Source organism: Paenarthrobacter sp. TE4293 (assembly GCF_050435325.1).
GTDB classification, from domain to species: Bacteria; Actinomycetota; Actinomycetes; order Actinomycetales; family Micrococcaceae; genus Arthrobacter; species Arthrobacter nitroguajacolicus_C.
In genome coordinates this window covers 102036-124194 of record NZ_JBNJRY010000009.1, presented here as the reverse complement: position 1 = coordinate 124194, position 22159 = coordinate 102036, and the positions used below count along the sequence as shown (strand labels likewise).

Below are 22159 nucleotides of genomic sequence, written 5' to 3'. Positions count from 1 at the left end.
CCAGCAAGGAATCCGCATGCCTTCTTCCGACTCGCCAGCCCCCGGAACCTTTCCGCCGTTCACCATGGGTCCGGCCCTGTTGTTCTGCCCTGCCGACCGGCCGGAACGTTTCGGCAAGGCCGCTGACCGTTCCGACGCCGTCATCCTGGACCTTGAGGACGCCGTGTCTCCTGCGGACAAAGCGGAGGCCCGCGAAGCGATCATCGCGCAGAGCGGCGACGGCGGGTTGGAACCCGTCAGGACCATTGTGCGCGTAAATCCCGTGGGGACGCCCGGGTTCGAGCTCGATCTTGAGGCCTTGGCCAAGACGCCGTACCGCACCATCATGCTGGCCAAAGCGGAGAGTGCGGAGCAGCTCAAGGCTCTGGAGGGTTACCAGGTCATCGCGCTGTGCGAAACGGCGGCCGGCATCGTCAATGCTGCTTCGATCGCCTCCGAACCGAACGTCGTGGGGCTTATGTGGGGTGCCGAGGACCTGTTGGCTTCCTTGGGTGGCCTGTCCAGCAGGAACGACGACGGCGGGTACCGGGCTGTTGCGCTGCACTCGCGTTCCGCTGTGCTGCTTGCCGCGAAAGCCGCGGGCAAGGAAGCCATCGATTCCGTCTACGTGAATATTCCGGACCTTGAAGGCCTGGCTGCCGAATCCCGGGATGCCGTGGCCAGCGGCTTCGGTGCGAAGGCCTGCATCCACCCGAACCAGGTGGCCGTGGTTCGGGAGGCATATGCTCCCGCGCCGGAAGCCGTGGCCGACGCTGCCGAGCTCCTGGACGCTGCGGCGGCTGCGGACTCGGGTGTTTTCCAGTTCAAGGGCAAGATGATCGACGGCCCCATCCTCAAGCACGCGCAAGCGACGCTGCGCCGGGCCGGCCTCCCCGCGAAATGACAGTTAATGCCAAGGATGCAGTGGCTACCTGAAACCGCCCCGCAAACATTGGCATTAACTGCCATCCCGACGCTAGGCGCGGACCGCCGTCGCGAGTTCCGTCAGTTGTACCGTGGCGGGACGTTCGGCCGTGCTCTTGATGGCAACCGCCTGGCCGCTCCTGGCCGACTCAAGTACCGACTCCATGACATCCAACGCGTGGAAGGCCAGCTGCCCGCCGGCGCGTGGTTCCTGTCCGGCGGGGGTTGCCGCAAGATCCGCGATGCCGTAGCCACGGCCCGAGTCCACGTAGCCGGCCGAAACGGGGAGCGTCTCCCAGTCCTCGGCCCCGAGGGCGAAAAGTTGCACGTCGCCGTCGAAATGATTGGGATCCGGGACGATCAGTGACCCCCTTTCGCCATGGATTTCGATGTTGGGGCTCTTGGTCTTCACCGCATCGAAGCTCATGAAGAGGGTAGACAACGCCCCGGAGGCGTGCACCAGGACACCGGTGACATGGGAGTCGATGTCCACCGGTACCTTTTGGCCCTCACGTGGGCCGGAACCGATGGTTCGCTCGCTGCGCGTATGGCTGGCCGCGCCCACGACCGAAACCACAGGACCCAGCAGGGTGACCAGCGCCGAGACGTAGTACGGGCCCATGTCCAGCAGTGGACCGCCACCGGGCTGGTAATAGAAGTCCGGGTTCGGATGCCAGCGCTCGTGCCCGGGAGTTGCCATGGTGGCGGTCGCGGAAACAGGTGCGCCGATGAGTCCGTCGTCGATCGCTTTGCGGGCGGTCTGGATGCCCGTACCCAGAACGGTGTCCGGTGCGCAGCCCACTACTACTCCGGCCGCGGCGGCAGCGTCAAGCACATTCCGGGCTTCCGCAGTGGTGGCAGCCAGAGGTTTCTCACCATAAACCGACTTGCCGGCCGCAATCGCCTTCAGCGCTATGTCCGCGTGGGCCGCAGGGATGGTCAGGTTCAGGACCAGATCCACATCATCGGCGGCGAGGAGTTCGTCCACGGTCAGTGCCCGCACGCCGTCGTACGAGTCGGCCACGGCCTGTGCCCTCGCCGGATCAAGGTCGGCAACGGCTACCAGGTTGAGGGAATCGAGCCGACGGAAGTTGCCCAGGTACTGGGCGATGATGGCGCCACAGCCGATGACTCCTATGTTGAGTTGGTTCTCGGTGCTCAGCGGGATGCCCACAGCATGCCCCTTTCGATGATGGTGCGGACATTGCGGTCGTGGAGGATTTCCACGCGGTGGCCGGGGGTGCACACGAAGATCCTGCCCTTTCCCCACTGGCGGGTCCAGATAGCCGGGGAGGTAACCTCGCGGTTCCAGGGATCCCATTCCCGGACCTTCTGGGTGGTGGTCGCCAGGACGTCTATGTAGTCGTCGGACAGGACCCAGTACTGCTCTGTGACGAGGTCGAAGTCGCCGATTCCCTCAGTGATGGGGTGGCTGGAGGCTGCGGGCAGCATGTTCACGGTGTAGGGAACATAATTGTCCGACTGCTCGCCGATCCGCTCGTCTTTGTGCTTGCCGGGGTGGCAGGCAAACTGGCCGCCGATCAGGTGCAGGTAGTCCGAGTTGTTCCGGTAGGAATCGGCGATGCCTCCGTGCCAGCCCGCCAAACCCGTGCCGTTTTCAACCGCGGCGCGGAGCCCCTCAAACTCGTCCTTTTCGATGGTGGTCATCGTCATGCACTGCACGATGAGGTCCACTCCGGCCATGTAGTCGGGATCGGCATAGATCTTGGGGGACTCCTCTACCCGGACGTCGTAGCCGTTGTCCTTAAGGTAGGGGATGAACAGCTCGGTGGCTTCCACCGGCTGGTGTCCGTCCCAGCCGCCGCGAACCACCAGCGCTGTCTTGTTGTTGCTTGTCATGGTTTCCTTCGTTTCGGGGCGTATTCGTTGGAGTCAGGGTGAGGGCGATCAGCGCGTTGCAAAGGCGGCGTCGAAAGCGGCAGCCGGAGGACGTATGGCCGCGAGTTCACGAACCATGCCCAACGCCTGGGGAGCGCCGACCAGCCGGTCCATGCCGGCGTCCTCCCATTCGATGCTGGCAGGACCTTCATAGCCAATGGCATTCAGTGTGCGGAAGATGGGCTCCCAGTTCACATCGCCGTGGCCGGCAGTGACGAAGTCCCACCCGCGGCGGGGATCAGCCCACGGCAGGTGGGAACCGAGCCGGCCGTTGCGCCCGTTGAGTTGCCGGACGGATTCCTTCACATGGACATGGAAGATCTTGTCCGCAAAGTCCTGGAGGAACATCACCGGGTCCAGGTCTTGCCAGATGAAATGGGAGGGATCGAAGTTCAGCCCGAAGCTTTCCCTGTGCCCGATCATCTCCAGGGTGCGCTTGGCAGTCCAGTAGTCGTAGGCAATTTCTGAAGGGTGGACTTCGAGAGCGAAACGGACCCCCACTTCCTCGAACACATCCATGATGGGATTCCAGCGATCCGCGAAGTCCTGGTACCCGCGCTCGATCATGGCGTCCGGGGCCGGGGGGAACATCGCCACGCATTTCCAAATGGAGGAGCCCGTGAAGCCTGTGACCGTCTTGACTCCCAGCCTGGCAGCAGCGCGGGCCGTGGTCTTCATGGCCTCGGCGGCCCGCTGGCGTACGCCCTCCGGGTCACCGTCGCCCCAGACGACCGGAGCCAGGATGTCCCTGTGCCGCTCATCAATCGGGTCATCGCACACCGCTTGCCCGGTGAGGTGGTTGGCAATGGCGTGGATGCCAAGGTGATGCTTGTCCAGGACATCCAGCTTGGCCTGCAAATAGGCGTCGTCCTCGACGACGCGCTGCGGGTCCAGATGGTCGCCCCAACAGGCGATCTCCAAACCGTCAAAACCCCACTCTCCAGCCAGTCGTGCCACTTCCTCGAACGGCAAGTCGGCCCATTGTCCGGTGAAGAGGGTGATGGGTCGGGTCATGATGTTCCTTTCAGACGTTCTGCCAGCGGCTTGAGTTGTCCGCGCTTGCCTCGACGGCGGCCAGGACCTTTTGTACCTGCAAAGCGTCAGCGAACGACGGCGAGGGCTGCTCGCCGGCGCCGATGGCAGTGACGAGGTCCACCACCTGATGCGTGAAGCCGTGCTCGTAGCCCAGGCCGTGGCCGGTGGGCCACCAGTTGCCGGTGTACGGGTGGGACGGTTCGGTGACCATGATCTTCCGGAACCCGGCGTCAGGTTCAAGGGCGGCGTCGTAGAACTGGAGGGAGTTCATGTCTTCAAAATCGAAAGCGATGGACCCCTTGGTGCCATTGAGTTCCAGGCGCATGGCGTTCTTGCGGCCCAGGGCGAACCGGGTGGCTTCGAAAATGCCGATCGGCCCGGAAGCGCCGGTTCCATCGACCCTGGCCGTCGATGCGCGTGAGGCGGCGTCAGCGCCGTCGTCGTGCTTGGCGGCAAAACGTGCGGTGAACAGCGCTGCGTCGTCCACGGTCACTGGACCGCGGGGTCCGTCCGTGCCGCCATGGCCGCCCAAACCCACAAAGTCACCGCCCACCGGACGCTCTTTCACGAACGTCTCAAGGAGCGCCGAGACGCCGGTGATGTTGAGCCCGGTAATCCACTGGGCGGCATCGATGCTGTGCGCGCCGATGTCACCGAGGGACCCGGAGCCGGACTTCGACTTATCCAACCGCCACGTCAAGGGCGCATCCGCATCACTGAGCCAGTCCTGCAGGTACTGGGCGCGAACGTGGCGAATGTCGCCGAGGCGACCGTTGTCCACCATCCGCTTGGCAAGGGCCAGTGCAGGTGTGCGGCGGTAGCTGAAGCCGCACATGGACAGCACCCCTCGCTCGGCGGCAGTCTGGGCCACGGCCGTCATCTTCTCTGCTTCTTCCACGGTATTGGCCAGGGGCTTTTCGCACAGGACATGCTTGCCGGCTTCAAGGGCGGCCATGGCGATCTCGGCGTGGGTGTTGCCGGGAGTGCAGATGTCAATGAGGTCGATGTCGTCGCGCTCGATCAAGCGGCGCCAATCAGTCTCCACCGAGTCCCAGCCATATTTGCCGGCGGCCGCCCGAACGCCGTCCTGGTTCCTGCCCGCAACTGCCGTGAGTTCCGGGATGAGCGGCAGGTCGAAGAAACGCGGCGCGGTACGCCAGGCGTGGGAGTGGGCGGCACCCATGAAGGCGTAGCCCACCATGCCTACCCGGAGGGATTGAGGTTCCGTCATGGGGAAGTCCTTTCTACTGGCGGTCACAGTTACTTGCTGAATCCGGCGGTCAGACCACTGAGCAGTTGACGTCGTGCCACGACGTAGATCACCAACAGCGGAAGCGTGGCCAGGACAACGGAAGCGAGCACGGCGGGGATATTGACGCTGAATTCACCCTGGAAGGTCCACAGCGACAGCGGCAGGACCCGGGTGTCAGGGCTTTGGGTGAGGATCAGCGGGAACAGGAATCCGTTCCACACGTGGAGTGCGTTGTAGATGCCAACCGTGATGACGGCAGGCTTGGTCATGGGTAGTGCGAGGCGCCACATCATGGCCCAGTCCGAGCATCCGTCCAGGCGCATCGACTCGAACAATTCGTTGGGCACGTCCCGCATGAAGTTGGACAGGATGAGCACAGAGACGGGGATCGCGAACGCAATGGACGGCAGGATCAAGGCCAACAAGGTGTCGTACATGTGGGCTTTGGTGATCATCCAGTAGATGGGGATGATCGTGGCGTGCAAGGGGATGGCCAGGCCCAGGAGGAACACGTTGTTGGTCCAGCTGAGGAACCGCCCTTTGCCCCGCACAATGGCATAGGCCGCCATGAAGGCGACAAAAAGCGCTGGAACCACACTGCCCACGGTGACGATGAGGCTGTTGGTGAAGTACTTGGCGAAGTCGTTCTCCAGGACAAGCTTGTAGTTGTCCAGGGTCGGCTCAGACGGTGGCAGCATCGGGTTGGACGTGAAGAACCCCGCCTGGTTTTTGAGGCTGGTAATCACCACGTAGTAGACGGGCACGATGATGACCGCCAGCCAAAGCCAGCCGCCCAGGCCGCCCAGGAAGTTTGGCCGGGAGCGGCCACGCTTGTGGGGCCGACGGCGGCTGGTCACCGGTTGGACCGGCGCTGGTGCTGTGGGGAGCTGGGTGGTGGAAGCCATTACGCACCTTCCAATTGGCTGGCGTTGCGGTTCTTGCCGCCGAGTCGTTGAAGGAACAGTGCCAAGGCCAGGCCGATGACCACCAGGATCACACCCAAGGCGCTCGCAGCTCCCATGTCATTGGCTTTGAAGCCGGTCAGATACATGTGCAGCGGCAGGAGCCTGGTGGAGTAGCCCGGCCCGCCGGCCGTCAGCACGAACACCAGGTCGAAGTACGCCAGGGAACCCACCACCATGAGGGTGGAAGAAGTGATCATGGTGTACTTCAGCTGCGGCAAGGTGATGTTGAAGAACTGCTGGACACGGCCGGCACCGTCGATCTGTGCGGCCTCATAGAGCGAGGCAGGGATCTGCCGTACGCCGCCTTGGTAGATCAGGGTGTGGAATGGCACAAACTGCCAGGCGATGACAAAGACCACCACAAAGAGCACCAGATCCGAGTTGCCCAGCCAATCCTGTGCGAGCAACGGCAGTCCCAGGCCCGGGCCAAGCCCGAAGTTCGGATCGAGCAGCGCCTTGAAGGCGATGGCCACGGCAGCGGAGGAGAGCAGAAGCGGTACGAAGTAAAGGACGGCCAACGCTGCACGATACTTCTGGCTGGCTGCGGTGAAGACGCCGAGCAGCAGACTGATGGGGGCCTGGACGATGAAGGAGAAGAACATGATCTTGGCAGTGACCAACAGGGCGTTGCCGGTCACGGGATCGGCCAGGACGGTGTTCCAACTGGACAAGCCATCGAGTTTGATCTCGCCGAGTCCGTCCCAACGGGTGAAGCTGAGGAACAGAACCCCCAAGAGCGGGAGGATGGCGAAGAGCATGAAGAATACGAGCGCCGGGACGGCCAGCCACCCGGACGGACCCTTTTCCAGGGTCCGCCGGATGACTGGGGCATGGTCAACGCCCACTGCCCGTTGCGGGGACGTAGTGGTGGAAGACACTGGATTACTTCCCGATCGTGGCGTTCATGGTGGACGCGAACTGCTCGGGGGTGATCTTCTTCAGGAAGATCTGGTCCAGGTTTGCCAACATTGCATCACCCTGTGCCGGGCTTAGCGCCTGGTCCCACGAAAGCGTGAAGTCGGGAGCATCTTTGGCCATCCCATACACGTAGGTCAGGAAGTCCTTGTCGGGAGATGCTGCCAGCTTGTCTTCGATGCCGGTGACCACAGGTACGGCTCCTGAGTTGATCAAGCCTTGGACGTTCTCATCATTGAACATTCCGTCCTTGACGTACTCCAGGGCCGTCTTCTTTTGCTCCTCGGTGGCCTTGGAAGAAACAGACCAGAAGTTCGACGGGTTGCCTACAACGTTCGCTGGATCGCCCTTGCCGCCCTCGACGGTGGGGAACGGTGTGTATCCGAGTTTGCCGCCCGAGACGAAGTCGGCCGCATCCTTCTTCATGCCCTGGTAGATCCAGCTGCCCTGCAGGATCATGGCAGCCTTGCCGGTGTACAGCAGGGCCTGATCGGCGTTGCTGTCGGCGGCAATGGAGGAGAAGCCGTTGATGAAGCCGCCGGCGTCCACCAGTTCCTGGATCTTGGTCAACGCCTCAATGACCGCGGGGTCGGACCAAGCGTTCGGCGTGTTGGACGCGATCTTGGCGAAGACTTCCGGGCCGCCTATGCGGTCTACGAGGTACTCGAGCCACATCAGGTCCGGCCATTTCGACTGCCCGCCCAAGGAGAAGGGTGCAACGCCGGCGGCCTTGAACTTGGGGACCAATGCCATGAGGTCGTCCCAGGTCTTGGGCGGCTCCGCACCGATCTTGTCGAACACCTCCTTGTTGTAGTAGAGCACCACAGGCTGCACTTTGTTGTTGGGCAGTGCATAGGTCTTGCCGTCGATGACGCCGCTTTCCAGGATTGACGGAAGGTAGCGGCTCTGGACATCGGGGTTCTCTTTGAGGAAACCGGTCAAGTCATCCACCTGTCCGGCGTCAACGTAGGACTTCAGGACACCGCCTCCCCAGCCATAGACCAACGTGGGACCCTGTCCGGCGCCGACGGCCGTGCGCACCTTGGTCTTGTAGGCATCGTTTGCGAAGAAGTCGAGCTTGATGGAGGAATCGGGGTGTGCTTTGTTCCAGGAGTCCACGGAGGCCTGGAACACCGGCTGGTCACCGCCGGTGAGCCCCCACATGGTGGCCGAATCCGCGGAGGCTCCGGTTCCGGCAGGGCCCGAGGAGCCGCAGGCTGCGAGCGAGATCGACAAGACGGCTGCCGAGACCGCCATTCCGGCGGTGCGCAACTTCAGATTATTCATGTGCTGTTTCCATTCGTCCTACGGGCTCGACGCTGATGGCCCGGCTGCTCGTATAAAAGCCGCACTCTGCGGGGGAGGGATCACCTGTGATCACCAGTACCCTGAAAGCTTTTTCGAAATGTTTCGGAAGTCCTTTCGAAAGTGCCCACCAAATTTAGCCGTGAGGCAGGTCACCGTCAAGGGTGTTTGCGAGCAATTTTCCTGATACTCCTCGTGGATTGACGCAAGCCGTACTGCTGCTGCACACTAAAACGCAACCGAAACTTTTCGAAAGCAGGCTGCCGTGGTCCTCGACGACCGACCCTCCAAAATGACGCTGTCCGCCGTGGCCCAGGAAGTTGGAGTGTCGGTTCCCACGGTCTCCAAAGTGGTCAACGGGCGGGCCGACGTGGCACAGGGGACCCGCACCCGGGTCCTGGAAGCGCTCCAGCGGACGGGATACAAGACGCCGCTCCAACGCAAGGGCAAGCCCGTCCAACGGACAGTGGAAGCGGTGTTCGATTCATTGAATTCCGCCTACAACATGGAGATCCTCAACGGTGTCATGGAGCAGGCGAACGTCTCCGGCATGGAAGTGGTCCTCTCGGTCACAGGCCTGCAGGCGCCGCCGTCCCTCGGCCCCGAGGAACGGGCACAGCGCATGGTTGACGAGGGCCGCAGCGGAATGATCGTAGTGACCTCGGCCTTCGGGGCCACCCAGTTGGAAGCGTTCCAGCGGCGGCAGATTCCCATCGTCGTGATCGACCCCCTCAATCCGCCGCCGTCCAACCTCTTCAGCGTGGGAGCCAGCAACTGGGCCGGGGGCAAAGCAGCAGCCATGCACCTCCTTGAGCTTGGACACCGCCGGATCGCCTACATTGGCGGCCCGGACACCGCAGAGTGCAGCCAAGCCCGGCTGCATGGCTACATGGCGGCGCTCATGGCCGAAGGCATCACGGTCGAACACGAATACGTCTCCGCGGGCAAGTTCCGGCCGGAGAACGGCGCCGCGGCCTTCAAGGCGTTGTTGGCTTTGGAGGATCCGCCTACGGCGATCTTTGCCGGCAGCGACAGCATCGCCCTGGGCGTTTTGGCAGAGGCACGACGACAGGACGTGCGGATCCCTGACGAGATGAGCCTGGTGGGCTTCGATGGGACGTACCAAGCCGAGGAATCCATCCCGCCGCTGACCTCAGTCAGCCAGCCGCTGCAGGAAATAGGCCGGTCCGCGTTGAACTTCATCCTCCGCCAAATGCAGGGTGAGGAGATCGACTCCCGGAGGGTGGAACTGGCAACCCACCTCGTCGTTCGCGAGTCCACGGCTCCGCCAAGGGTTGCGGCGTTACGGTAGGTCCCGCCGTCGAGTGTTCAGCTGGACCGGAGGGGTGGCCTCATACAGCAGCATCCGCACCCAACGGTCGCCCGTTTCACGGAATTCCGCGCGACTCGCGAAGCGGTACAGGTAGCTTCGCGCACGCACCCAACGGGGGCGGCCGCCGTCGAACGGATCCCGGCGAAGCAGCCCAAGTGTTGGCTGGTCGGCCTCCAGCAGTCTGTCCAGGAACGCGTAGAACCAATCCTCGTGGACGGTGCGCAGCGGCAGGAACCACATCAGCCAATCCAGCCTGAGATGATATGGCGCCCATTGCCGTGGCAGCCGCCGGACGTCGCCTGGCTTGCCCTTGAAGCCGTACTCCAGCCACCGTTCGTCCGGCGCGTCAGGCTCCGCATCGAGTGTGCCCTCCACCACGATCTCGATCCGCTGCTTCGTCACCGTCCCGAACGCGCCATAGGCGTTGACCAGCCGCCAGCGGTTGAAGCTGGCATTCATCAACTGCCCACGGGACAACAGATTGAGCAGGGGACGGTAGCTAAAAGCCAGCAGCAGGGCCGTGACAAGCACGACGACGGCGAGCCACCACACCGGGTTGTCGGCACCCGGGTGCCATTCCAACGGAATCGACGGAAAGACGGCGTGTGCCACGGGATCGCTCACGGCGGCGAAGGCCAGGACGATCGCCACCCAGTTCAGCCATGCGAAATTCCCGCTCGCCACCAGCCAGAGCTGGGTCACGATGATGATGCCCGCAGCAACGCTGGCCAGGGGCTGCGGAGCGAACAGGAAGAACGGGACCACGAGCTGGGCGAAGTGGTTGCCCAACACCTCCACCTTGTGCAGCGGTCGTGGCAGCAGGTGCGCTTGCCGGCTCAGCGGGCCGGGCATCGGCTGGGTTTCGTGGTGGTAGAACATTGCTGTCATATCGCGCCACTCACGGCCGCCACGGATCTTGATCATGCCGGCACCGAACTCGAGCCGGAAAACCAGCCACGCGATCATGATCAGGATCGTGGTGGGTGGGGGAGTCTGGTCCGACCCCAGGAAGGCCACGGTAAACCCGGCTTCAAGGAGCAGGATCTCCCAGCCGAAGGCGTAGAACGTCTGGCCGACGTTGACGATCGACATGTACAGGAACCACAGGGCGAGGAACGCCAGCATCGGCAGCCAGGGAGGGCCCGTTTGGGGGAGTCCGACCACCAGCACGGCGGCCACGCTGATGCCTGTCCAGCACACGGTTCGCAGCAGCCTGTCCGAGTAGCGCCAGCGGAAAAGGGTGGGCCGTGCCAGGCGACGGGCCATGTCCAGGAACGCGGGCACGGGAAGCAATCCGCGCTCGCCGAGGAGCGCGGGAAACTGGTTCAGCGTGGAGAGGAAGGCAACCAAGTACAGCGCGGCCGTGCCACGCTGCAGCACCTGCCGTGCGAACTCATAGTCCCGCGCATCAAACCAGGACAGCCACTCCACGGTTCCACGGTACGCCCGGCCGGGGGCCGGTCAAGCCGTTACCCGCAAACGTCCGGGTCCGGTCGCCGGCCTCCTTGGCGGCTGGGATACTTAAGCAATGCAGCCGCGAAAGATCGTCATCCTCGGGTCCACCGGTTCCATCGGCACACAGGCGATTGACGTCGTCGATGCCGCGCCGCATCGTTTCGAGGTGGTGGCGCTGAGTGCCGGCGGCGGAAACCTTGAGCTCATCGCGACGCAGGCCGTCCACACCCGGGCCCAGGCCGTGGGCATCGCCTCCGGGGATCCGGCAGTGCTCCGGCAGTTGATCGACGCCGCGGCTGCCGCGGAAGGAGTCGTGGGATTCGCCCCGGAAATTTTCGTGGGTCCGGACGCCTCCACCCATATTGCTGCCATTGAGTGCGATGTTGTCCTGAACGGCATCACCGGTTCCATAGGCCTGGCACCCACCTTGGCTGCGCTAGGCACCGGCGCCACGCTGGCATTGGCCAACAAGGAATCACTGATCGTCGGTGGTGCCTTGGTCAAGGCCGCCGCCCGCCCCGGCCAAATAGTTCCCGTCGACTCCGAGCACTCCGCCATCGCCCAGTGCTTGCGGTCCGGGACCGAACAGGAAGTGGAAAAGTTGATCCTGACCGCTTCAGGTGGTCCGTTCCGCGGGCGCACGCGCGATCAGCTGCATCAGGTCACGCCGCAGGAGGCACTGGCCCACCCCACCTGGGATATGGGCCTGATGGTCACCACCAACTCCGCCAGCCTGGTCAACAAGGGCCTGGAAGTCATTGAGGCACATCTGCTCTTTGATGTTCCCCTGGACAGGATCGACGTCGTCGTCCACCCCCAGTCCGTGGTCCACTCCATGGTCCAGTTTGTGGACGGCTCCATCATTGCCCAGGCTTCGCCCCCGGACATGCGCCTGCCCATCGCGCTGGGGCTGGGCTGGCCGGACCGTGTCCCGCGTGCTGCCCAGGCCTGTGACTGGACCAAGGCCACGAGCTGGACATTCGAGCCCTTGGACACTGTGGCCTTCCCCGCCGTGGATCTCGCCAAGGACGCCGCCAAACAAGGCAGTACTTTCCCGGCTGTCTTCAACGCCGCCAACGAGGAAGCCGTCCACGCCTTCCACGCCGGGCGTATCCGCTTCACGGACATCGTGGATACTGTGGAGTCCGTCCTCAGCGAACATACAGGTTCTTCGGAGCTGACGGTGGAGTCCGTGCTGGATGCTGAGACGTGGGCACGCGCCCGCACCCTTGATCGTTTAGCCAACAGCGCCCTGTAGCTCACCAACCCTGATGGAAGCAGTCCCACCGGCATGAGTCCCGTTCTTCTCTTCATTCTCGGAGTCGTCTTCGTCGCCATCGGCGTTGCCGTTTCCATTGCGCTGCACGAGGTGGGCCACCTTGTGCCTGCGAAGCTCTTCAAGGTGCGCGTCACCAAGTACATGATCGGTTTCGGGCCGACTCTCTGGTCCAGGAAGAAGGGTGAGACCGAGTACGGTTTCAAAGCCCTCCCGCTGGGCGGATACGTCTCCATGATCGGCATGTACCCGCCGAACAAGGACGACGGAGCAGTCCGCCCCTCCAGTACGGGCATGTTCCAGACCCTGGCCACCGAAGCGCGGTCCATGGCACACGAAGAAGTGGGTGCGGGGGACGAAAACCGCGTCTTCTACAAGCTGCCCGTGTGGAAAAAGATCATCATCATGCTCGGTGGCCCCGCCATGAACATGATCATCGGGCTCATCCTGCTGGCTGTGCTGCTCATGGGATTCGGCACGGCCCAAGCGACCACCACCATCGCCGATGTCTCCAAATGCCAGGTCGCCGCGGGCGAGACCGTGGACCCGGACTCAGCGGCCTGCAAGCCCACTCCCGCGGCGGCAGCGGGCCTCCAACCGAACGACACCATCACCTCCTTCGACGGCAAGCCCGTCACCAGTTGGGACGAACTGACCGGCTGGATTCGTGCCTCGGCTGGCAAGGACGTGCCCATCACGGTCCAGCGCAACGGTTCTCCGGTGGAGACCACCGTGACGCCCGTGCTCTCCTCGCGGCCCGTCGTTGGCTCCGACGGCCGCCAGGCGCAGGACGCCAACGGGGTCCTGCAATACCAGGAGGTTGGATTCCTTGGGATCGGTGCCCAAAGCGCGTTGGTGCCCCAACCGGCGTCGGCCGTCCTGCCCATGGCGGGGGAGAATATCAAACAGATTTCCGGTGTGATCTTCAACCTGCCCGCAAGGGTCGTCGGGGTGGCCAAAGCAGCCTTCAGCGAGGAGCCCCGCGACCCCAACGGCCCCATCAGCGTGGTGGGCGTCGGCCGGGTGGCCGGCGAAGTCGCGGCCATGGAGCAGGTGCCGTTCCAAGCCCGGGTAGGAACCCTGATCGGGCTGCTTGCAGGGCTTAACTTCGCGCTGGCCATCTTCAACCTCATCCCGCTCCTGCCTCTTGACGGCGGCCATGTGGCCGGTGCTTTGTACGAGGGCGCACGTCGCCAAGTGGCGAGGTTGAGGGGCAAGCCGGATCCGGGATCGTTCGATATCGCGAAGCTCTTGCCGGTCACCTATGTGGTTGCCGCGCTGCTGATGGCCATGGGCGCCCTGCTGATCTACGCGGACATCGTTAAGCCCGTGAACATCTTTGGCTGAGCTGTGAATACTTTCGGTGAATATTTTCGGCGGAGCAGGCGGGATAGGCTAGCTCCATGACTGTTTTCGCTGTTGAGTATGTGTACGTCGCCGATTCCGGCGCCCTCCGCGACGAAGCCCGCCCCGCACACCGTTCGTGGTTGGGTGAACTGGCCGAGGAAGGCAAGCTCCTTGCCAGCGGTCCTTACGGTGACGGCGCCGGCGCGCTGCTGATCTTCAAGTCCGCGGACGAAGCCGGGCTTAATGACCTCCTCAAGCAGGATCCGTTTGCTGAAGCAGGCGTGATCGCCGGCATCCGCACCACGGAATGGGCTCCCATCATCGGTGTCCTGGCTGCCCACGCGTCCTAACCGGGCGTTCTCCACCTAACGATCCACCCCAACCCAAGGAGTCCACGTGACCTCGGTCAGCCTGGGAATGCCAGCAGCCCCACCCCCCGTCCTTGCCCCGCGCCGTAAGACCCGGCAGATCAAGGTCGGGTCCGTTGGTGTTGGTTCTGATTCGCCCATCAGCGTTCAGTCCATGACCACGACGCCCACCACGGATATCAACGCCACCCTTCAACAGATTGCTGAACTGACGGCGTCGGGCTGCGACATCGTGCGTGTTGCCTGCCCCTCCGCGGATGACGCCGAGGCGCTGCCCATCATCGCCCGGAAGTCGCAGATCCCCGTGATCGCCGATATCCACTTCCAGCCGAAGTATGTCTTTGCCGCCATCGAGGCCGGCTGTGCAGCAGTCCGCGTAAACCCGGGCAATATCCGTAAATTTGATGACCAGGTCAAGGAAATCGCAGCGGCGGCCCGCGACCATGGCACCTCCATCCGCATCGGCGTCAACGCCGGTTCACTGGAACCGGGCATCATGAAGAAGTACGGCAAGGCCACGCCTGAAGCGCTGGTTGAGTCCGCGGTGTGGGAAGCGTCCTTGTTCGAGGAACACGGCTTCCACGACTTCAAGATCTCCGTCAAGCACAACGACCCCGTCATCATGGTGGCTGCCTACGAGATGCTGGCCGAGAAGGGCGACTGGCCCTTGCACCTTGGCGTGACCGAGGCCGGACCTGCGTTCCAAGGCACCATCAAGTCCGCCACGGCTTTTGGTGCGCTCCTGTCCCGCGGCATCGGCGACACCATCCGCGTTTCCCTCTCGGCTCCGCCGGTGGAGGAAATCAAGGTGGGCAACCAGATCCTGCAGTCGCTGAACCTGCGCCCCCGCAAGCTGGAAATCGTCTCCTGCCCGTCCTGTGGCCGCGCCCAAGTTGACGTGTACACGCTGGCAGAGCAGGTTACTGCGGGCTTGGAGGGCATGGAGATTCCCCTGCGCGTCGCCGTCATGGGCTGCGTGGTCAACGGACCCGGCGAGGCACGCGAAGCGGACCTCGGTGTGGCCTCCGGCAACGGCAAGGGCCAGATTTTCGTGAAGGGCGAAGTCATCAAGACTGTGCCTGAAAGCGAAATTGTTGAGACACTGATCGAAGAGGCCATGCGCATCGCCGAAGAGATGGGGGAGGCCGATGGCGAAGATGCTGTCAAGGGTAGCCCCGTGGTTAGCGTCTCGTAACGAGAACGGCTTGGGAGTCAGGGTGCTCGGCAACGCCGACACCCTGGCTCTTCGCGCGCTGGCAAGTGAAGACGTCGTCGCCAATGTCTTCATCCTGGCCCACTTGGACAGTACCGGTACCGCAGCGCCCACCAGCGGTGGCGCCAGTGTTTTCGGCGTGTTCGACGGCGACACTCTCCTGGGTGCCTGCTGGGCAGGAGCCAACCTGGTTCCCGTGCAGCTGGATCCCGGACTCACGGGCTACGTAGCTACCGCCGCCCACCAGACGGGACGTCGCTACGCGTCCATTTTTGGTCCCGCCGATACAGTGTTGGCCCTGTACGCGCGCTTCGAGCAACTTGGCCATGCCGCCCACGAGGTCCGGTCCCAACAGCCCCTCCTCACCATCTCCGGGCGACCTGTCATCGACGCCAATCCGGCCCTGGCCTTTGGCACCATGAAGGACTTCGACCGGATCCTGCCGGCCTGCGCTGCCATGTTCGAAGAAGAAGTTGGCTATTCGCCCTTCCTCGGAGGACAAGAGTTCTACAGCAGGCGGGTTGCCGGCCTGATCCGGGAAGGGCATTCACTGGTCCACATCGATGCCGAGGGCACTGTGGTCTTCAAGGCTGAGCTGGGTGCTGTCACCGCGGATGTGACCCAGGTCCAGGGCGTGTGGATGAACCCTGAACTCCGTGGACGCGGCCAGAGCGCCGGCTACATGGCCGCCGTCGTCAACCTTTCAAAGACCTTTGCCCCGGTGACGAGCCTCTACGTGAACGACTACAACGCCAAAGCCCGCGCCACCTACGAGCGGGTGGGTTTCGAGCAAGTGGGCACGTTCGCCACGGTGCTTTTCTAAAGTTCACCGCGTCTGAAGTCCACCGGGCCGCGGACCCGACTGAGTGGCATAAATGACTGGCCGGCATAAATGCCGGCTACTCGGGGGAGTCCAGGTTCCCCGTGAGGTAGCCCTGGATGGTGGGAGCCACCAGGCTGACCACATCCTCCTGATCGGCCGATGCCAGTGGCTCGAGTCGGATGACGTAGCGGACCAGCATCAATCCCATGACCTGGGAAGCCACCAGGTTGCCGCGCATCCGCAATTCCCCAGGCGATCCAGGGATGCCCGCCATGATCCTGGACAGGATGGTGCGATTGACCATCTCGCGCATGAGCGCCGTCTTGGCCTTGGAGCCGAGGCTTCCGCGGACGAAGGCGACCAGACCGTGTTGGGCGGGGCCTTCCCACAGGTGGAGTACTGCCCGGACCAGCGCTTCCGCCCGGACGTCCGGGTCCAAAGTTTCGACGCCGGCAAGAACCTCTGCAGGGTCGGCAGGCAACTCCACGCTGGCGGCGAAGAGCTCATCCTTGCCCCGGAAGAAGTGGTGCACCATGGCAGCGTCCACCGAGGCTTCCCGGGCCACCTGGCGGAGGCTGGTTCCTTCGAATCCCTGCTCGGCGAAGAGCTTCCGCGCAGCAAACAGGATGCCCTCCCTCGAGTGGTCTCCGGCGCTGCGGCGGCCCCGCCGGACCTGGGGCAGGCTCATCGGGTCTGCCGCCGCAACGTCAACGAGGCAAGGACGAGGACCCCCACCACGATCACACCCATCACCGCCGCGTCCTGCCACATCCCGGCGGTGGCTTCGGTGTTTCCGGCAATCTCCTTCAAGGCATCCACGGAGAACGTCAGCGGCAGGACCCCGGAGATCCGTTCCAGGACGTCGTTCATATCGTCCCGGGCCACGAACAGGCCGCACAACAGGATCTGCGGCACCACCACGACGGGCATGAACTGGACGGCTTGGAACTCGGTGCGGGCGAAGGCCGAGCACAGCAAGCCCAGCGCAACTCCCAGGACGGCATTGATGACGGCGATCAAGACCACCAGGCCAGGGCTTCCCTTGATGTCAAGGTCAAAAATCCAGTAGGCAACAGCGGTAGCCACCAATGATTGCAACGCGGCCATGATGGAGAAGGCAATCGCGTACCCGAACAGAAGATCAGCCTTGTGGATGGGCGTGGTCAGGAGACGTTCCAGCGTTCCGGATGTCCGTTCCCGCAGCATGGTGATGGAGGTGACCAGGAACATCACCACGAACGGGAAGATGGCCAGCATCATCAGGCCTACACGGTCGAAGGTCCGCGGAAATCCCGGAGGCAGGGTCTCGTTCTCGAAGAGGAAATAGACGGCCGTAAGCAGAAGCGCGGGGACCACCAGGATCAGCCCGACGCTGCGGTGGTCGTGCCGCAGCTGGCCCAGGACGCGGGCGGTCGTGGCGAGGGTCATGCGGAGATTCATGATGCCACCGGGCTTTCTTCCTGGCCGCGGTCTGCGGCTTTGATGATGGTCAGGAAGGCCCGCTCCAGGTCACTGCTGTGCCCGCGTTCAGCCAGTTCGGCGGGGGAAAGCCGGGCCAGCAGCAGCCCGTCGCGCAGCAGGAGCAGTGACGAGCAATGGGAGGCTTCCTCCATGACATGGCTGGACACCAGCAGAGTTGTTCCAGCCGCTGCCATGGTGGCGAAGCGCTCCCATAGTTCGGCGCGCAGCACAGGATCGAGTCCCACCGTAGGCTCGTCGAGGACCAGCAGCTTTGGGTGCGCAACCAGTGCACACGCCAGGGAAACACGGCTGAATTGCCCACCGGACAAATCCGCCGCCTTCTGTCGGGCAAAGGATTCGAGTCCGACGGCGGCAATCGCCTCCGCGGCGTCGGCCGCCGTCGCGCCGTGCATGGCACCGAAATAGCGGACGTTCGCTTCGACGCTGAGGTCCGGATAGACGCTGGCACCCTGGGTGACATATCCGACGTCGTGCCTCAGCGGCGCGCTGCCGGCGGGCCGGCCGAGTACGGTGAGGTTTCCCCTCGTGATCCGCTGGACACCGACGATCGCCCGTATGAGCGTTGTCTTGCCGCTGCCGGAGGGGCCAAGCAAGCCAGTGATCCGGCCGGAGTCCACAGTGAAATCAAGGCCCCGGAGGATCGTGGTTCGTGAGCGGGAGACGTGAAGGCCGTCTGCTTCAATGGCCGCTGGAAGGGGTGACATGCGGGCCTCCGATGGCTCCATTAATTCACCAACTGATGAAATAAAGGTAAATCCGCGCACATGCGCGGTCAACAGTCCGGCAACGCCTGGCGCCACCAATCCTTGAAAATGTGTCCGCTATCACATAGGTTCTTCCCAAGCCGTGTCGTTGGGGTACGGGTGGCACCAGGGGGAATCATGCTTAACACCTTGCAGGGCGTCGTCGGCGCCATCGCCACCCGTAAGTTCGGCAGTGACCAATGCTTCCCAGTCGCAGGCGATCCCGTTCCGCTGGAGGGTACGGCGATCTAGTTCCCGGACAGAGTCTGCGGCCGGCCGGCCGCTGAGCCACGCCATCGCAGGATGACCAGCCCATGAGGGCCAGGGGCTTCCACACGCGACGGCGTGGCTCTTCTGTGTGTGGGCACCCGGTAGATTAGTAGGCAGTTGTTTTTGCCACATCTGCCATAGAAACGGATACGTACCCGTGGTCCTTCGCCTTTCCCAGTTGTTCCTGCGCACCTTGCGTGAAGATCCCGTTGACGCTGAGGTCGCCAGCCACAAGCTCCTGGTCCGTGCCGGCTACATCCGCCGCGCAGCACCGGGTATCTACACGTGGTTGCCGCTGGGCCTCAGCGTCCTGCGCAAGGTGGAGGACATCATCCGCCAGGAGATGTCCGCCATCGGTGCCCAGGAAGTCCACTTCCCCGCGTTGCTGCCCCGCGAGCCGTATGAGGCAACCAACCGCTGGACCGAATACGGCGAGGGCCTGTTCCGCCTGCAGGACCGCAAGGGCGCTGACTACCTCCTCGCCCCCACGCATGAGGAGATGTTCACGCTCCTGGTGAAGGACCTGTACTCCTCGTACAAGGACCTCCCGCTCAGCCTGTACCAGATCCAGAACAAATACCGCGATGAAGCACGCCCCCGGGCAGGCCTCCTCCGCGGCCGCGAGTTCATCATGAAGGACTCCTACTCCTTTGACGTCGACGACGCCGGCCTGGACGCAAGCTACGCTGCACACCGGGCGGCGTACCTGAAGATTTTCGAGCGCCTGGGCCTGGAGGTCATCCCCGTGGCGGCCACGGCCGGAGCCATGGGTGGGTCCAAGAGTGAAGAATTCCTGTTCCCCACCGAGATCGGCGAAGACACTTTCGTGCGCTCGGCGGGCGGCTATTACGCCAACGTCGAGGCCGTAACCACTGTTGTCCCCGAGGACATCGACTTCACCAACGCGCCGGCCGCCCAAGTCCTGGACACGCCGAACACGCCCACCATCGATACCCTCGTCGACGCAGCCAACCAGTTGGCCCCGCGCAGTGAGTCCGACGGCGGTGCCTGGACTGCCGCTGACACACTCAAGAATGTCGTCCTCGCCGTCACGCTTCCCACCGGTGAGCGCCAGATTGTTGTTATCGGCGTTCCCGGCGACCGTGGGGTGGACCTCAAGCGCGTGGAAGCCAACATCGGCTCCCACCTGCCCATCGCCGGTGAAATCGGCCTTGAGGCTGCCAACGAAGAAGACCTCAAGAAGCTGCCGTGGCTGGTCAAGGGCTACATCGGCCCCGGCCTGTCCCTTGACGAGCCTGTCCTTGGCCTTGAAGGTTCCTCCAAGGTGCTCTTCCTGGTGGACCCCCGCGTCGTCTCCGGCACCAGTTGGGTCACCGGCGCCAACGCTGAGGGCAAGCACGTCTTCGGGCTGGTTGCAGGCCGTGACTTCACATGGGACGGCGTCATCGAGAGCACCGACGTGCGCGCCGGCGATCCCGCACCGGACGGCTCCGGTCCCTTGGAGACCGCTCGTGGCATCGAAATGGGCCACATCTTCCAGCTGGGCCGCAAGTACGCCGAGGCCCTTGACCTGAAGGTCCTGGACCAGAACGGCAAGCAGGTAGTAGTCACCATGGGCTCCTACGGAGTGGGTGTGACGCGTGCCGTCGCCGCCTTGGCCGAGGCCAACCATGATGACAGGGGCCTCGTGTGGCCGCGCTCGGTGGCTCCGGCGGACGTCCACGTGGTGGCTGTCGGCCGTGGCGATGAGATTTTCGAAGCCGCTGAAAAGCTCTCCGCAGAGCTCGAAGCTGCCGGCCTGGATGTTATCTTCGATGACCGCCCCAAGGTCTCACCGGGCGTCAAGTTCGGCGATGCCGAGCTGGTGGGCGTACCCACCATCCTGGCCGTTGGCCGGGGCCTCGTGGATGGCGTCGTCGAAATCAAGGACCGCCGCAGCGGCGAAGCCGAGAACATCCCGGTGGACAAGGCCGTGGATTACGTGGTCAACGCCGTACGAAACCGGTGATTTCCGGCTTCGAATCGATCCAGCTCACCACCCTCATCCTGATTGTGGTGGCTGGATTCGCCGCCGGTTGGGTTGACGCCGTGGTAGGGGGCGGGGGACTGATCCAGCTCCCCGCCCTGCTGCTGGTTCCGGGCATCACGCCGGTGCAGGCCTTGGCCACCAACAAAATGGGGTCCATTTTCGGCACCACCACCAGTGCTGTGACCTACTACCGCCGCGTTGGGCCCGACCTCAAGACCGCCATTCCCATGGCGGTCATCGCGTTGGCGGGAAGCTTCGGCGGAGCCATCCTGGCTGCCTCCCTGCCGGCCAGCGTTTTCAAGCCGATCATCGTCGTGGCGTTGATCGCCGTCGCAGTCTTTACCGCCTTGCGTCCCCGCGCGGGCGAACTGACGGCCCTCCGCCACGACGGTCACAAGCACTACGTCGTGGCCTGCCTCATCGGCGCCGTCATCGGCTTCTACGACGGCCTGATCGGCCCCGGTACAGGCTCGTTCCTGGTGATCGCGCTGGTGTCAGCCATGGGTTACGCCTTCCTTGAGGCCAGCGCCAAGGCGAAGATCGTGAACATGGCTACCAACGCAGGAGCTTTGATCTTCTTCCTCCCGCACGGCTCCCTGCTGTGGGGCGTGGGTCTGGTCCTGGGCCTGGCGAACATGGCCGGCGGCTACTTGGGTGCCCGCACCGCAGTGGCCAGGGGGAGCGGCTTCGTCCGCATCGTGTTCCTGATCGTGGTGGCCGCGCTGATCATCAAGCTTGGCGTGGACGTCTGGAATGAGAACGTCGCGGCCTAGACCTGTCGCGGTCCAGGCCTGTCGCGGGCGGCGTCAGATGAAGCTTCCGCTGGCATTGGCCAAGGACGTCAGGCCACGCACGACGGCGTGCGGCACCAAGGCGCTCGACGCCGGGTTGTCGGGGGATGCCTCGTTGGTGACGCAGATGTCGAACGTTCCCAGGCTGGTCTCGGCCACCACGTGGTGGGACGTCTGGTGGGCGCCGGGATCCGCGATGAGCACCGCTTCCACCACATCCCACTTTCCCGCTGCCAGGGCCAGCGCGGAGACCACATTGGTGGACTTGGGGAAAGCCCTGATCAGTTCGGAGGGGCCGCCCCGCAGAAGCTCCACGGGCCCGGTGGCTGCGAGGAGCCCTTCCTTCGTTTCCCCATCCATCCACGGCTGGACGAGGGCAGCCGGCAGTTTTCGAGATTCCAAGCTGATGCGGTGAATGGTTCCACCGGTTCTTGCGGCCGTGATCGCATCCATTCCGCCCAACGCTCCGGTGGTCAGGAACGTCCGGCCTGGACCGCGGTCGAGCAGTGTTGTCCGCAAGGAGTCGTCACACAGGGCACCGATCGAGGTGACCAGCAAGTCCTTCCCGGCTGAGATGGTGCGCGGGCCGAACTCAGCCACGGCGGCAACGCCGGCGCACTCCACCAGGACATCAGCCACGTCCAAAGCCTCGTCGAAGCTGAAGCCGGTGCCGGCGTCACCACGCGGCACCACGCCGGCGAGCCGGACGCCGGGGGCAGTTCCGGCGTCGAGCAATTCTGCGATGCGCGAGCCTATGGCCCCGGATCCGATCAGTGCAACGGTGAGTCCCATGG

General features: G+C 63.7%; 21 protein-coding genes. 9 read left to right on the top strand and 12 right to left on the bottom strand.

Features of this window, described 5'->3' with window-relative positions:
- Positions 1-16 precede the first annotated feature (16 nt).
- The gene (locus QF015_RS17950) at positions 17-883 is read left to right on the top strand and encodes an HpcH/HpaI aldolase/citrate lyase family protein (protein WP_429390336.1); all 867 of its coding nucleotides are present in this window, start codon (positions 17-19) and stop codon (positions 881-883) included.
- Between the two features lie 72 nt (positions 884-955).
- Here the strand turns inward: QF015_RS17950 and QF015_RS17945 are convergent, their stop codons facing one another.
- From QF015_RS17945 to QF015_RS17915, 7 genes are read right to left on the bottom strand one after another with little or no spacing between them, the layout of a single operon-like run.
- Positions 956-2077, bottom strand: a complete 1122-nt coding sequence (locus tag QF015_RS17945) for a Gfo/Idh/MocA family protein (RefSeq protein ID WP_310201306.1) — start codon at positions 2075-2077, stop codon at positions 956-958.
- A complete protein-coding gene (locus QF015_RS17940) occupies positions 2062-2763 on the bottom strand; it encodes a ThuA domain-containing protein (protein ID WP_429390335.1) in 702 nt (233 codons plus the stop codon). The genes QF015_RS17945 and QF015_RS17940 overlap by 16 nt, the downstream gene beginning before the upstream one ends.
- Positions 2764-2811: 48 nt before the next feature.
- On the bottom strand, positions 2812-3816 hold the full coding sequence (locus tag QF015_RS17935; RefSeq protein ID WP_429390334.1) for a sugar phosphate isomerase/epimerase family protein: 1005 nt from the start codon (positions 3814-3816) through the stop codon (positions 2812-2814).
- Positions 3817-3826: 10 nt separating this feature from the next.
- Positions 3827-5068, bottom strand: coding sequence for a Gfo/Idh/MocA family protein (locus QF015_RS17930; RefSeq protein WP_429390333.1), 1242 nt, complete (start codon positions 5066-5068; stop codon positions 3827-3829).
- A 29-nt stretch (positions 5069-5097) separates the two neighbouring features.
- Positions 5098-5994, bottom strand: a complete 897-nt coding sequence (locus tag QF015_RS17925) for a carbohydrate ABC transporter permease (protein ID WP_429390332.1) — start codon at positions 5992-5994, stop codon at positions 5098-5100.
- Positions 5994-6932, bottom strand: coding sequence for a carbohydrate ABC transporter permease (locus QF015_RS17920; RefSeq protein ID WP_310201298.1), 939 nt, complete (start codon positions 6930-6932; stop codon positions 5994-5996). Before QF015_RS17920 ends, QF015_RS17925 begins: the two co-directional genes overlap by 1 nt.
- 4 nt (positions 6933-6936) lie before the next feature.
- Positions 6937-8256 carry an ABC transporter substrate-binding protein gene (locus QF015_RS17915; RefSeq protein ID WP_429390331.1) on the bottom strand — a complete coding sequence of 440 codons (1320 nt, stop codon included), beginning with the start codon at positions 8254-8256 and terminating at the stop codon, positions 6937-6939.
- A 310-nt stretch (positions 8257-8566) separates the two neighbouring features.
- Between QF015_RS17915 and QF015_RS17910 the strand changes: the two genes are divergently transcribed.
- Positions 8567-9586, top strand: a complete 1020-nt coding sequence (locus QF015_RS17910; protein ID WP_397336502.1) for a LacI family DNA-binding transcriptional regulator — start codon at positions 8567-8569, stop codon at positions 9584-9586.
- On the opposite strand, the gene QF015_RS17905 is transcribed toward QF015_RS17910, so the two are convergent.
- Positions 9578-11038 carry a lipase maturation factor family protein gene (locus QF015_RS17905; RefSeq protein WP_429390330.1) on the bottom strand — a complete coding sequence of 487 codons (1461 nt, stop codon included), beginning with the start codon at positions 11036-11038 and terminating at the stop codon, positions 9578-9580. The two genes, QF015_RS17910 and QF015_RS17905, sit on opposite strands and share 9 nt — an antisense overlap.
- Positions 11039-11135: 97 nt before the next feature.
- On the opposite strand from QF015_RS17905, the gene dxr reads away from it, so the two are divergent.
- Genes dxr through QF015_RS17880 form a run of 5 tightly spaced genes read left to right on the top strand, consistent with a single transcriptional unit; the run spans position 11136 to position 16089 of the window.
- Positions 11136-12320 (top strand): 1-deoxy-D-xylulose-5-phosphate reductoisomerase, encoded by a 1185-nt coding sequence (gene dxr, locus QF015_RS17900; RefSeq protein WP_310201289.1) that lies wholly within the window; start codon positions 11136-11138, stop codon positions 12318-12320.
- A 33-nt stretch (positions 12321-12353) separates the two neighbouring features.
- Positions 12354-13685 carry a M50 family metallopeptidase gene (locus QF015_RS17895; RefSeq protein WP_429390329.1) on the top strand — a complete coding sequence of 444 codons (1332 nt, stop codon included), beginning with the start codon at positions 12354-12356 and terminating at the stop codon, positions 13683-13685.
- A 56-nt stretch (positions 13686-13741) separates the two neighbouring features.
- Positions 13742-14035, top strand: coding sequence for a YciI family protein (locus QF015_RS17890; RefSeq protein WP_310201286.1), 294 nt, complete (start codon positions 13742-13744; stop codon positions 14033-14035).
- A 46-nt stretch (positions 14036-14081) separates the two neighbouring features.
- Positions 14082-15248: a flavodoxin-dependent (E)-4-hydroxy-3-methylbut-2-enyl-diphosphate synthase gene (gene ispG, locus QF015_RS17885; protein ID WP_011774258.1), complete on the top strand. Its 1167-nt coding sequence runs from the start codon at positions 14082-14084 to the stop codon at positions 15246-15248.
- Entirely contained in the window at positions 15211-16089 is an 879-nt protein-coding gene (locus QF015_RS17880) for a GNAT family N-acetyltransferase (RefSeq protein WP_310202447.1), read from the top strand. The genes ispG and QF015_RS17880 overlap by 38 nt, the downstream gene beginning before the upstream one ends.
- Before the next feature lie 76 nt (positions 16090-16165).
- Here QF015_RS17880 and QF015_RS17875 read toward each other — a convergent pair whose 3' ends face one another.
- The 3 genes from QF015_RS17875 to QF015_RS17865 are packed head-to-tail and all read right to left on the bottom strand — an operon-like array spanning position 16166 to position 18275.
- Entirely contained in the window at positions 16166-16777 is a 612-nt protein-coding gene (locus QF015_RS17875) for a TetR family transcriptional regulator (protein ID WP_429390328.1), read from the bottom strand.
- The gene (locus QF015_RS17870; protein ID WP_429390327.1) at positions 16774-17517 is read right to left on the bottom strand and encodes an ABC transporter permease; all 744 of its coding nucleotides are present in this window, start codon (positions 17515-17517) and stop codon (positions 16774-16776) included. Before QF015_RS17870 ends, QF015_RS17875 begins: the two co-directional genes overlap by 4 nt.
- A gap of 8 nt (positions 17518-17525) precedes the next feature.
- Complete coding sequence (locus QF015_RS17865; RefSeq protein WP_429390326.1) at positions 17526-18275, bottom strand: ABC transporter ATP-binding protein; 750 nt, start codon at positions 18273-18275, stop codon at positions 17526-17528.
- A gap of 466 nt (positions 18276-18741) precedes the next feature.
- On the opposite strand from QF015_RS17865, the gene QF015_RS17860 reads away from it, so the two are divergent.
- Both QF015_RS17860 and QF015_RS17855 read left to right on the top strand, forming a co-directional pair.
- Positions 18742-20553, top strand: a complete 1812-nt coding sequence (locus QF015_RS17860; RefSeq protein ID WP_310201275.1) for a proline--tRNA ligase — start codon at positions 18742-18744, stop codon at positions 20551-20553.
- Positions 20550-21347: a sulfite exporter TauE/SafE family protein gene (locus QF015_RS17855; protein ID WP_310201273.1), complete on the top strand. Its 798-nt coding sequence runs from the start codon at positions 20550-20552 to the stop codon at positions 21345-21347. The genes QF015_RS17860 and QF015_RS17855 overlap by 4 nt, the downstream gene beginning before the upstream one ends.
- Positions 21348-21380: 33 nt before the next feature.
- Here QF015_RS17855 and QF015_RS17850 read toward each other — a convergent pair whose 3' ends face one another.
- On the bottom strand, positions 21381-22157 hold the full coding sequence (locus tag QF015_RS17850) for an aspartate dehydrogenase domain-containing protein (RefSeq protein WP_310201272.1): 777 nt from the start codon (positions 22155-22157) through the stop codon (positions 21381-21383).
- Between the last annotated feature and the right edge of the window lie 2 nt (positions 22158-22159).